The sequence below is a fragment of the Arthrobacter sp. USHLN218 genome (assembly GCF_037144715.1).
Classification (GTDB): Bacteria; Actinomycetota; Actinomycetes; order Actinomycetales; family Micrococcaceae; genus Crystallibacter.
The window spans coordinates 797687-809580 of the sequence record NZ_JBBCYT010000001.1 but is presented as its reverse complement, the minus strand read 5'-3'; the positions used below and the strand labels follow the sequence as shown (position 1 = coordinate 809580).

The window sequence follows — 11894 nt, the reverse complement described above, 5'->3', positions numbered from 1 at the left end:
CTCCGTTAATGTTTCAAACAGACACACACCCGCCGGCCAAGGAAAATTAGCCGGCCAGGCATGCACAAAATTCAAATCCAGGCTGATAAAACATCGCAGCACACCACGGGGGTGGCACACCACGACACAATCTCAACCAACAAAAAAATTGGTATCAACAAACTTGGCACACTATTGAGTTCTCAAACAACAGGAGCAAACAAATACTTTGAAAAAACTCGCGATCCGTTTCCGGCTCGCATTGTTTCGCTTTTCTTTGCTGCGATGTTTCTAAGTTATTCCATCCTTTTTGTTTCTGTCAAATCGGCGTTTCCGGCGATTTTCCGTTCCCAAAAGAATGAACCCATGACGAATTACAAAGCAATTCCGGTTCCAGCACGAGGCATAACCGAACCACTTTGAATTCTCAGGGGGTTTGGCCGCCTGCTCGCAGTCCGTTTTCACGGCCTCGGCGGCGACTCAGAAGACATTACACGCCCTCCGAACGGTTCGCAAATCGGCGGTGCATTCACCCCAAAACACGAAGGGCCCGGACTGCTGCCAGCCCTGATCGGACGGTGCAGCAGGCCGGGCCCGCTCGTTGGTTCCCGCTGCGGGGAACACCAGGTTAGGACGCAGCGACCACCATGGCCAGCGTGCGCTTGCCGCGGCGCATGAGCAGGTACTTGCCGTGCAGGAGTTTCGCGGAATCGATCACGGTTTCCGGATCGGTGATCTTGTCGTTGTTCACGTAGGCGCCGCCTTCGGAGATGGTGCGGCGGGCCGCTGAATTGCTGGCCGCCAGCCCCGAGGAAACCAACAGGTCGACGATGTTGAGACCTCCGTTGCCGGCTGCGGCACTGGGCAGTTCAGCCGTGGCGGCAACGAGCGTCGCCTCGTCCAGGGCAGCGAGATCGCCCTGCCCGAAAAGAGCGGCAGAGGCCGCGATGACCTTGTCCGTTGCCTCGGCACCGTGGACGATCGAGGTCACGTCATAGGCGAGGGCGCGCTGAGCTTCCCGGGTATGCGGCCGTTCCGCAACGGCCCGTTCCAGCTCCTCGATGTCCGCCTTGCTGCGGAACGTGAACACCTTCAGCCGCTGCACCACGTCCGCATCGGCGGTGTTTAGCCAGAACTGGTACATGGCGTAGGGAGAGCACATGGCGGCATCGAGCCAGATGGCGTTGCCTTCACTCTTGCCGAATTTCGTGCCATCCGCGTTGGTGATCAGGGGCGTGCCGACGGCATGCACACTCTTGCCCTCGACCTTGTGGATCAGGTCGATACCGCTGGTCAGGTTGCCCCACTGGTCCGAGCCGCCCGTCTGCAGCACGCAACCGTACTGCCGGAACAGTTCCAAGAAGTCCATGCCCTGGAGGATCTGGTAGCTGAACTCTGCGTAGCTGATGCCCTCGTCCGAATTCAGGCGGGAGGCGACGATATCCTTCTTGACCATCGTGCCGACCCTGAAGTGCTTGCCGATGTCCCGCAGGAAATCGAGGACGCTCATCGGCGCAGTCCAGTCGAGGTTGTTCACCATCCGGGCGGCACTGGCGCCGTCGAAGTCCAGGAACCGCTGCACCTGGCCCTGGAGGTAACCGACCCATTCCGCGACGGTCTCCTTGGTGTTCATGGTGCGCTCCGCCGTCGGACGGGGATCGCCGACCAGGCCGGTAGAACCGCCCACCAGCGCCAGGGGTCTGTGGCCCGCCAGCTGCAGGCGCCGCATGGTCAGCAGCTGCACCAGGTTGCCGAGATGCAGGCTGGGCGCCGTCGGGTCGAACCCGCAATAATACGTGACCGGCTCCCCGGCGAGCAGCTTTTCCAGCTCGGCCTCGTCCGTCGAAACCTGGACCAGGCCTCGCCACTTGAGCTCCTGCCAAACATTGGCGAAGCCCGGATCATTCTTTTGGGAACTCAGAAACGTATTCGTTGACACGGGACCTAAATTATCAGCCTTCCAAGCCTGCAAGGATATCGCGTGCCGCGATGACGCGCAGCCGCTGCGTCGGCCGGGTCATGGCCACGTACAAGTCACCCACTCGGCCGGCGGCATCGTCGAGGATTTCCGCCGGTTCCAGCAGCAGCACGCCGTCGAACTCGAGGCCCTTGGCCTCCTTGGGACCGATGACGGTGATGTCCTGGTCCAGGCCGCCGGCACCGCCGCCGACCCGGCCGTCGTAGACCCCGGCCAAGGCACGGCGCAGGTGCGGAACCCGGTGCTCGGCGGCGATGACGGCCAGCAGGCCGCCGTCGAGCAGTTCCAGCTCCTGCGGCACCGCATCCAGCATCCGTGCGGCAAGCTCGCCGTGGTCCACCCGGTCGACGACGGGCGCCCACTGGCCTTCGCGGACGGCCTTCGGCGCCGAGACCACCTGTCCGGCGGCGTTGGCGACCCGAACCGCGGCCTCGGCGATCTGCGCGGGCGTGCGGTAGTTGACCGTCAGTTCCTCCAGCCGCCAGCGGTCCTTCGCGAAGGGCTCCAGCGCCTGCTGCCACGACTGCGCGCCGGCCGATGAACTGGTCTGCGCGATGTCGCCCACGATCGTGAACGACTTCAACGGGCAGCGGCGCATCAGCAGGCGCCACTGCATCGCCGAAAGCTCCTGCGCCTCGTCCACGATGATGTGCCCGAACGCCCAGGTCCGGTCGGAGGCGGCACGTTCCGCCGCCGTGAAGCGCGTCTCCTGGGCCTGGTTGTGGGCCGCGAGGTCCTCGGCGCTGACCAGCCCGTCGATGCCCGTTTCCTTCAGCATCTCGTCCACGTTCTTCAGCGACTGTTCCGCATTGGCCACGTCGCGGGCCCGGTCGTGTTCACGCTGGGCCCGGTCCCGGCCGGCCGACGCGTCCATCGGGCCGAGCAGTTCTGCCGCCTCATCCAGCAGGGCGACGTCCGCCTCCGTCCAGGCGGCATCCCGCGGCCGCAGCAGCAAGGCGCGATCCTGCTCGGTCAGGTTGGGGGCGGCGGCCTCGAGGTGGGTCGGCTTGCTGAACAGCTCCCCGATCAGCTGCTCCGGCGTCAGCGGCATCCAGCAGAGGTTCAGCGCGATCCGCACGTCTCGGGAGGTCCTGACGTCCTCGGTCAGATAAGCGCGGTCCGTGTTATTGCCCGCTCCGGCGGACTTGTTCAGGACGTCCGTGAGCTGCTCCGTGAGCTCACGCAGCAGGATCTTGACGAAGGTGGTCCGTGCTTCGTTGTGGGGTTTGCCGGTCGTCCGGGCCTTGTCCCGTGCGCGGATCACCTGCCGGGGTGTCAGCGTCAGCGTGGTTCCCTCGACATTGAGCTTGCGCGGGCCGGCCGGAATACGCTGGCGGTTGGCGACGGCGCGCGCGACCACCTTGGCCATGGATGCGCGGCCCTTGAGCTCGGCCACGGCGGGATCCGCCTCCGCGACGGCGTTGATGCCCGGCATGAGCCGGCCGACGGTCGACATGACGACGCCGGTTTCGCCCAGTGACGGCAGCACGCGTTCGATGTACTTCATGAAGGAATTCGACGGGCCGACCAGCAGCACGCCGGCCGACTTCAGCCGCTCCCGGTGCATGTAGAGCAGGTATGCGGCGCGGTGCAGGGCCACCGCTGTCTTGCCCGTGCCCGGACCGCCCTGGACGACGAGCACACCCGGCATCGGGCTGCGGATGATCCGGTCCTGTTCGGCCTGGATCGTCCCGACGATGTCCGACATCTGGCCGGTGCGCTTCGAGTTCAGCGCGGCCAGCAGCGCGCCCTCGCCCTGCAGGCTGCTTGAGTCCGCCAGCATCGACGCGTCCAGCACGTCGTCCTCGATGGCCTTCACCTCCCGGCCTTTGAGGACGAGGTGGCGCCGGCGGCGCACGCCCTGGCGTTCGAAGGCAGTGGCCTGGTAGAAGACGCCGGCCTCCGGGGCGCGCCAGTCAACCATGAGCCGCTGCAGGTCCGCGGTACTCAGTCCGATGCGGCCGATGTACCGCGATTCGCCGCCGTCCAGGTCGAGCCGCCCGAAAACCAGGCGGTCATCGACGGCGTTGAGTTGCTCAAGGCGGTCCTCGTACATGGTGGCGAACGCGTCGCGCTCCGAGATGTTCTGCATGGATCCGACTGCGCCGCTGCGGCGGACGCGGTCCAGCTGCTCCTGCTTTTCGGCACGAAGTTCATCGAGCCGGCGGTACAAGCCCGCCACATATTCCCGCTCAAGGCCAAGTTCGGCGTGAGCTGCAACCGTTTCCTGCATGTTCCCGTTCCCCTCCCGCAAAGGCAGACCATCCATTTTACAGTGCCGCGGATGAATTTTCCTTCAACCGTGGGCAAACCTGCGGGAACGGCAGGAAACGGGCGTAACTACTCGCGGACGAGGGAACGGATCCGCCGGCCGGCGAGGTTGGCGCGGCCGCGCAGCCCCGCCAGTTCCAGGACCACGCCGAAGCCCGACACCTGGACGCCGGCGCGTTCGAACAGCCGCGCGGAGGCGGCGAGGGTGCCGCCGGTGGCCAGCACGTCGTCCAGGATGAGCACGCGCATGCCGGGCCGGAGGTCGTCCATGTGGAGTTCCAGGGTCGCGGTGCCGTATTCCAGCGTGTAGTCCTCCGCATAGACGCGGCGCGGCAGCTTGCCCTTCTTCCGGACGGTAACGACGCCGGTACCCGAGGCGTAGGCGCCGGCGGCGGCGAGCAGGAAGCCGCGGGCCTCGATGCCGGCCACCGCGTCGAACTGGCCGGCAAACGGGTCGATCAACGCGTGCACGATGCTGTGCAGGGCCGGCCCGTCGGCGAAGACGGGTGTCAGGTCGCGGAAGACCACGCCGGGCTCCGGGTAGTCCGGGACGGTTGCCGAGAGCCGTCCAATGATCGATTCAACAGGTTCAGAAGAGCGTTCTCGCACCCGTCTACCCTACCTGCCCCCGCCGGCAGGTCAGTCGGCGCTGCGGCGCCGCGGCTTAGCGGACCGGTAGGGCGAGACGGTCTTTTCGCCCTCCAGCCAGAACCGCCACGGATAATTCTCGGAGCCGCCCTCGCCGCTGACGCCCACCCGCGGACCGCTGCGGACACGGGCCGCCGGCGCGGGCACCGCCGGCAGGTGCAGCTCAAGCTCGCCCGGCACGAACGCCCGGCCGTTGTCGGCCAGCGTCAGCCCCATCGCCTGAGCCAGCCGGGCCGGCCCCTTGGCCAGTTCCAGCGGGCCGCGGGCGGACGGCCGCCGCTGCTCGGCCAGCGGCACCCCCTCGACGACTTCGCCCGCGCGGATCAGCACCCCGGTTGCCTGGCCGGGATGCCCGCAGACGATGTTCACGCAGTGGTGCATGCCGTAGGTGAAGTAGACATAGATGTGTCCGGCCGGGCCGAACATGGCCCTGTTGCGGTTGGTCTGGCCCCGGAAGGCGTGCGACCCGGGATCGTGCTCCCCCAGGTACGCCTCCACTTCGGTGATGCGCACGCGCACGGTTCCTTCCGCCGTCGTGCGTGCCAGTCTGGCCCCCAGCAGGCCGGGCGCGACGTCGACCGCGGACCGGGCGAGCCATTGCAGCAGTGCGGCGTCCACTACGGCTGGGTGCCGCCCGTCTGCCGCCGATAGAAGTGGGTCAGGGCCTCGAGCCGGTGCGCCGAGAGGTGGACCTCGCCGCCGGAGAGCATCAGGGCCAGCGCGTCCAGCCGATGGTGCCAAAGGGCCAGCAGCTCGGCCGCGCGCGAGGGCGACATGAGGTTGTGCCGCAACCTCAGCATCGTCCGGCCGTTACTGTCCTCCAGCAGCCAGTGGACCGAGCTGTCCCGGACCTCGGGACTTCGCCAGCTGTGCTCGAACCCTTGGCCGGCCAGCGCGTACGTTACGTCGCCCTCCATGGTGAACGTGCCGAAGTCCAGCCGGAGACTGCCCCCTGCCTGCAGCTCGAGGCTTCCGGGCGCCAGCCAGCGGGAGAACTGAGGCTCTTCGGTCAGCGCCTCCCAGACGGTCTCGCGGTCCCCCGGCAGGAGCCTGTCAAAGCGGATGCACGGGTGCCCCGAGTCGTGGCCGAGCATGCCCATCGTGTTCGACAGTGTGTACTCGCGCGCGTAGGCGTCGCGCAGCTGGTCCCAGCGGCGCGGCTGCGGCTGCGGGATCCGGCCCGCCGCCACCTCTTCGAGCGCATCCAGCAGTGTGTCCCAGCCGGCGCTGCCCTCGGTCAGGAAGTCGCGGTTTTCGGCGCGGGAGCGGAACTGCAGCAGCGTGCCGCCGTTGCTGTCCAACGTGCGCCATTCGATCAGGGACTCGCCGCCGAGCTCGTCCTCCCAGGTGAACTGGAGGCTCAGCGGCGGATTGAGCTGCAGGACCATGCCGGTGACCGCTCCCCCGCCGACATCCAGCTCGTAAGGCTGCCCGAGTTCGAACCCCGAAATGGGCTTGCCGAGCCATTTGGCCAGCTGGTCCGGCTCTGTCAGCAGGCTCCAGATGTAGCGGCGCGGGTAGTCGAATTGCCGGTCGAAGGCCAGCACGTAGTCCGAATCCACCCGCTCGATCCGCCCGGACGGGACCGCCTTTTCCTCATGCGAGCTCAGCGTCGTCATCGTCACATCCTCCGCTTCGGTTGACTCGGGGCTTCGAGTCACAAACTACCCCAAAGAGTATTGTTACCGGCAGGTAACCTCGTCCTTGCGGCCGGAGGAAGCACGACGCCGGTTCCCGCCGCGAGCCCGGCGGGAACCTTTGCGCCGGGTGCCGTTCGGCCGTATCGTCAGGAGCCCTCGGCGTACCGGCGGACGGACTCCAGCTGGCCACCGAGCTGCTCCAGCTGCCGCGCCACGGCTTCGGGCGCCGTGCCGCCCTGGGAGCTGCGGCTGCCCAGCGAGCCCTCGACGGTCAGCACCTCGCGGACCCGCGGTGTCAGGTGCTGGGAGATGCCCGCGTAGTCCTCGTCAGTCAGGTCCCACAGCTCCACGCCGCGGCCCTCCGCTAGCTGCACCGCGGCGCCCGAGAGTTCGTGCGCGTCGCGGAACGGCACGCCCTGGCGGACCAGCCACTCGGCGATGTCCGTGGCGAGGGCGAAGCCCTGGGGCGCCAGCGATTCCAGCCGCTCGGTGTTGAACTTCAGCGTCGCGACCATGCCCGAAACCGCCGGAAGCAGCAGCTCGAGGGTATCGGCCGCGTCGAAGACCGGCTCCTTGTCCTCCTGCAGGTCCCGGTTGTAGGCCAGCGGCAGCCCCTTGAGCGTGGCCAGGAGGCCGGTCAGGTCGCCGATCAGCCGACCGGCCTTGCCGCGGGCCAGCTCCGCAACATCCGGGTTCTTCTTCTGCGGCATGATGGACGAGCCGGTGGAGTAGGCGTCGTCGAGCGTGACGAAGGAGAACTCCTTGGTCGCCCAGAAGATGACTTCCTCGGAGATGCGGGACAGGTCCACGCCGATCATGGCCGCGACCCATCCGAATTCGGCGAAGACGTCCCGGGACGCGGTGCCGTCGATCGAGTTCCAGGTCGCGGAGTCGAAGCCCAGCTCCTCGGCGACGGCATTCGGGTCCAGGCCGAGCGATGAACCGGCCAGCGCGCCCGAACCGTACGGCGATACCGCGGCGCGCTTGTCCCAGTCCTGCAGCCGCTGTACGTCGCGCAGCAGCGCCCACGCATGGGCCAGCAGGTGGTGGCTGAGCAGCACCGGCTGGGCGTGCTGCAGGTGGGTCCGGCCAGGCATCGCGACACCGTGGTGTTCCTTGGCCTGTGCCACGAGCGCATCGACGGTGGCCAGGACGCCTTGGGCGATGATGCGTGCGTGGTCGCGCAGGTACATCCGGCCCAAGGTGGCGATCTGGTCGTTGCGGGAACGGCCGGCCCGCAGCTTTCCGCCGAGCTGGGGTCCGGCGCGCTCGATCAGGCCGCGCTCGAGCGAGCCGTGGACATCCTCGTCCGTCTCCGCGGCCGTGTACGCGCCCGAACGCACATCGGCATCCAGCTGGTCCAGCGCCGCGAGCATGCCCTTCAGCTCGCCCTCGTCCAGCAGGCCGGCCTGGTGCAGCACGCGGGCGTGTGCCCGGGAGCCGGCGATGTCGTAGGGGGCCAGCCTCCAGTCGAAGTGGGTGGACTTGCTGAGGGCGGCGAGCGCGTCGGCGGGACCGCCGGCAAAGCGGCCTCCCCAGAGAGCTCCTTCATTCGTTCCGTGGGCAGCCATGGTTAGAATCCTTCGTCCGTAAGTACTTGTTCGCTCATCAGTAAATCAATGTCCGCCGTCCGCGGCCGCCCCGCGCGGCCGCGCGCCGCCGTCGTAGCCGTTGCCGCGGCCGGGTCAGGCATCGGCCTGCTGCGGGTCCGCCAGCGCGAGGAAGCGGGCGGCCATCTCCTCGCCGCCCTGCGGGTCGCGGGTGACCAGCAGCACAGTGTCGTCGCCGGCGATGGATCCGAGGACGGCAGGCAGCACTGAGTGGTCGATGGCCAGGGCCAGGAAATTCGCCGCGCCGGGCGGAGTCCGCAGCACCACGATGTTGCCGGATGCTTCGGCGGTGACCAGCAGTTCGGCACAGAGCTTGGCCAGCCGGGCGTCCAGCACCTCCTGGGTCACACCCGTCTGCGGCAGCCGGCTGCCGCCCTCGCCCCGGATGGCGTAGACAAGTCCGCCGTCCACCCCGCGGACCCGGATCGCCCCGAGTTCCACCAGGTCCCGGGACAGGGTGGCCTGCGTGACCTGCACGCCGTCGTCCGCCAGCAGCGCGGCCAGCTCCGCCTGGGACCGCACCGATTCCGCCCCCAGGATGGCCTTGATCCTGGCCTGCCGGGCGGTCTTGGTGGACGGCTGCGAGGCCGGCTGCACGCTCATTGCCCGCGGGCCGCCGCGGGTTCCGTCGCGGCCAGTCCGGAGGCGGCGAGCAGCCAGGCCATCAGCGCCTTCTGCGCATGCAGCCGGTTCTCCGCCTCGTCCCAGACCACGGACTGCGGACCGTCGATGACGTCCGCGGCGATCTCGTAGCCGCGGTAGGCGGGCAGGCAGTGCAGGACGACGGCGTCCGGATCCGCGAGCTTCATGGCCGCGGCGTCGACTGCGTAGCCGCGGAACAGCTCCTGCCGCGCCGCCTTTTCCTCTTCCTGCCCCATCGAAACCCAGGTGTCCGTGGCCACCACATCCGCGCCGGCAAGGGCTTCCGCGGGGTCTGTGGTCACCATGACCGAGCCGCCGGTTTCCGCGGCGCGCGCCCGGGCCGCCTCGATGATCCGTTCCTCGGGCAGGTAGCCCTCGGGACCCGCGACGCGCACGTGCATGCCCGCGGTCGCGCCGGCCAGCAGGTAGGAGTTGGCCATGTTGTTGGCGGAGTCGCCGAGGTAGGCCATGGTCAGCCCGGCCAGCTTGCCCTTGTGCTCGCGCACGGTCAGCAGGTCCGCCAGCAGCTGGCACGGGTGGTAGTCGTCGCTGAGCGCGTTGATGACCGGCACGCGCGAGTCGGCCGCCATTTCCTCCAGGCCCGACTGGGCGTAGGTCCGCCAGACAATGGTCGAGACCATGCGGCTCAGCACCTTGGCCGAATCCGCGATCGATTCCTTGTGCCCCAGCTGCGACTCCCCCGGGTTCACGATCAGCGTGCTCCCGCCGAGCTCGGCGATGCCGGCGGCGAACGAGACGCGGGTGCGGGTCGACGTCTTGTCGAAGAAAACGGCCACGGTCTGCGGTCCGGCAAGCGGCCGGTAGCCGTAGCGGTCGCGCTTCATCGCCTCGGCGAGGTCCAGCACTTCGGCCTGCTCGGCCGGGCTGAGGTCTGTGTCCACCAGGAAGTGGCGGACGACGGCGGGGGTAGGGGTGGTCACTTTTCCTCCTTGGTGGCGGCGGCGTAGAGCTCCGGCAGCGCATCGATGAACCGCTGCACCTGTTCTGCCGTCACGATGAGCGGCGGGGCCAGGCGGATCGTCGCCGGGCCCGTGGAATTGACGATGAAGCCGGCCTCCAGCGCACGCTGTACCACGGCCGGCGCGGCCTCGGCGGCGAGGTCGAAGCCGATCAGCAGGCCTTCGCCCCGGACCTCGGTCACGAAGTCCAGCCCGGAGAGCGCCGCGCGGATGGCCTGGCCGGTCTGCCGGACGTGCTCCAGCAGCTGCTGGGACTCGATGGTGTGCAGGGTTGCCAGCGCCGCCGCGGTGGCCACCGGGTTGCCGCCGAAGGTGGTGCCGTGCTGGCCCGCGGTCAGCAGCGTGGACACGTCCGGGCCGAAGGTGATCATGGCGCCGATCGGGAAGCCGCCGCCGAGGCCCTTGGCCAGGGTCATCGCATCCGGGAGCACGCCTTCGGAGGCGAACCACTTGCCGGTGCGGCCCACGCCGGTCTGCACCTCGTCGAAAATGAGCAGCGCCCCCGCTTCGCGGGTCAGCTCGCGGGCCAGCTGCAGGTACCCTTCCGGGTAGCCGCGGACCCCGGCCTCGCCCTGGATCGGCTCGATGAACACCGCCGCCACGGTCTCATCCACGGCCGCGCGCAGGGCCTCGGCGTCCCCGGCCGGGATGTGCTCGACGCCGCCCGGCAGCGGCTCGAACGGCTCCCGGTAGGCCTGCTTCCAGGTCAGGGCCAGGGCGCCCATGGTGCGCCCGTGGAAAGCATTCTCCAAGGCGAGGATCCGCCCCCGCTTGCCCCCGGCGTCGTTATTGCCGTGGCGGCGCGCCAGTTTGAAGGCGGCCTCCAGGGCCTCGGTGCCCGAGTTCGCGAAGAACACCTTCGATCCGGCCGGCGCCGCGGACAGGCCCAGCAGCTTCTCGGCCAGGGCGATCTGGGACGGGCTCGTGAAGAAGTTCGACACGTGGCCGAGCGTGGCCAGCTGGCTGGAAACCACGCTGGTCAGCAGCGGGTGCGCGTGGCCGAGCGCGTTGACGGCGATCCCGCCCAGCAGGTCCAGGTACTCCTTGCCGTCCGCGTCCCACACGGTGCAGCCGCTGCCGCGAACCAGCACGCGCTGCGGCGTCCCGAAGACACCCATCAGGGACTGGTTGTAGCGGCCGAGGAGCTCCTGGTTGTGCAGGCCTTCGAAGCCCGCGAGTTCCGTGGCCGACGTTCCCGCCGTTGCTGTCGGTTTCTGGCTCATTCCGCTTCTCCGTCCGGTACGATCTGGGTTCCGATGCCGGCCGTGGTGAAGACCTCAAGCAGGATCGAGTGCGCCATCCGGCCATCGACGACGGCGGCGCGTTCCACCGTGCCGTCGACGGCCTTGAGGCAGGCCTCCATCTTGGGAATCATGCCCGATTCCAGTCCCGGCAGCAGGTCGCGCAGCTCGGAGGCGGTGAGCGAGGAGATCAGCGACGATTTGTCGGGCCAGTTCGCGTACAGGCCCTCGACGTCGGTTAGGATGACCAGCCGCGAGGCCCGCAGCGCGTCGGCGACGGCCGCCGCGGCGGTGTCCGCGTTGACGTTGAGCACCTGCCCGGCGTTCTCGCCGTCGCGGCCGGTTTCCGGGGCCACGGTGGAGATGACCGGGATGCGGCCGGCCTCCAGCAGGTCCAGGATGGCCGAGGGGTTCACGCCAACGACCTCGCCGACCAGGCCCAGGTCCACGTCCTCGCCGTCAACCACGGTGCCGGTGCGCACGGCCTGCAGCAGGCCGCCGTCCTCGCCGGACATCCCCACGGCGTACGGGCCGTGGGCGTTGATCAGGCCCACCAGCTCGCGGCCGACCTGGCCGGTGAGCACCATGCGGACCACGTCCATCGCTTCAGGCGTCGTCACCCGCAGTCCGCCCTTGAACTCCGACTCGATGCCCAGCCGCTCCAGCATCGCGTTGATCTGCGGGCCGCCGCCGTGCACCACGACCGGCCTGATGCCGACGTGGTGCAGGAACACGATGTCCTCGGCAAAGGCACGGCGCAGGTCGTCATTGATCATGGCGTTGCCGCCGTACTTGACCACCATGGTGGTGCCGGCGAAGCGCTGGATCCAGGGCAGCGCCTCGACCAGCGTGGCCGCCTTGTCCTGCGCGACAAGCATCGAGTTGTTCGGGGATGGCATGGCTTC

General features: G+C 68.4%; 11 protein-coding genes. 1 reads left to right on the top strand and 10 read right to left on the bottom strand.

Annotation, left to right across the window (positions count from 1 at the left end; all coding sequences use genetic code 11):
• Positions 1–60 precede the first annotated feature (60 nt).
• Positions 61–402: a hypothetical protein gene (locus WFH44_RS03565; RefSeq protein WP_336711766.1), complete on the top strand. Its 342-nt coding sequence runs from the start codon at positions 61–63 to the stop codon at positions 400–402.
• A gap of 205 nt (positions 403–607) precedes the next feature.
• Here WFH44_RS03565 and tyrS read toward each other — a convergent pair whose 3' ends face one another.
• The 10 genes from tyrS to argB all read right to left on the bottom strand — a co-directional run bounded on the left by tyrS (position 608) and on the right by argB (position 11888).
• Positions 608–1918, bottom strand: coding sequence for a tyrosine--tRNA ligase (gene tyrS / locus WFH44_RS03560; RefSeq protein WP_336711764.1), 1311 nt, complete (start codon positions 1916–1918; stop codon positions 608–610).
• A gap of 13 nt (positions 1919–1931) precedes the next feature.
• Positions 1932–4190 carry a HelD family protein gene (locus WFH44_RS03555; RefSeq protein ID WP_336711762.1) on the bottom strand — a complete coding sequence of 753 codons (2259 nt, stop codon included), beginning with the start codon at positions 4188–4190 and terminating at the stop codon, positions 1932–1934.
• A 107-nt stretch (positions 4191–4297) separates the two neighbouring features.
• Positions 4298–4837: an adenine phosphoribosyltransferase gene (locus WFH44_RS03550; protein ID WP_336711760.1), complete on the bottom strand. Its 540-nt coding sequence runs from the start codon at positions 4835–4837 to the stop codon at positions 4298–4300.
• Positions 4838–4867: 30 nt separating this feature from the next.
• Positions 4868–5494, bottom strand: coding sequence for a DNA-3-methyladenine glycosylase (locus WFH44_RS03545; protein WP_336711758.1), 627 nt, complete (start codon positions 5492–5494; stop codon positions 4868–4870).
• The gene (locus tag WFH44_RS03540) at positions 5494–6495 is read right to left on the bottom strand and encodes an SRPBCC domain-containing protein (RefSeq protein WP_336711756.1); all 1002 of its coding nucleotides are present in this window, start codon (positions 6493–6495) and stop codon (positions 5494–5496) included. Before WFH44_RS03540 ends, WFH44_RS03545 begins: the two co-directional genes overlap by 1 nt.
• Before the next feature lie 167 nt (positions 6496–6662).
• On the bottom strand, positions 6663–8087 hold the full coding sequence (argH, locus tag WFH44_RS03535; RefSeq protein ID WP_336711754.1) for an argininosuccinate lyase: 1425 nt from the start codon (positions 8085–8087) through the stop codon (positions 6663–6665).
• Positions 8088–8201: 114 nt separating this feature from the next.
• On the bottom strand, positions 8202–8729 hold the full coding sequence (locus WFH44_RS03530; protein ID WP_336711751.1) for an arginine repressor: 528 nt from the start codon (positions 8727–8729) through the stop codon (positions 8202–8204).
• Positions 8726–9709, bottom strand: a complete 984-nt coding sequence (argF, locus tag WFH44_RS03525) for an ornithine carbamoyltransferase (protein ID WP_336711749.1) — start codon at positions 9707–9709, stop codon at positions 8726–8728. Before argF ends, WFH44_RS03530 begins: the two co-directional genes overlap by 4 nt.
• Positions 9706–10971, bottom strand: a complete 1266-nt coding sequence (locus tag WFH44_RS03520) for an acetylornithine transaminase (RefSeq protein ID WP_336711747.1) — start codon at positions 10969–10971, stop codon at positions 9706–9708. The genes argF and WFH44_RS03520 overlap by 4 nt, the downstream gene beginning before the upstream one ends.
• On the bottom strand, positions 10968–11888 hold the full coding sequence (gene argB, locus WFH44_RS03515) for an acetylglutamate kinase (protein WP_336711746.1): 921 nt from the start codon (positions 11886–11888) through the stop codon (positions 10968–10970). The genes WFH44_RS03520 and argB overlap by 4 nt, the downstream gene beginning before the upstream one ends.
• Between the last annotated feature and the right edge of the window lie 6 nt (positions 11889–11894).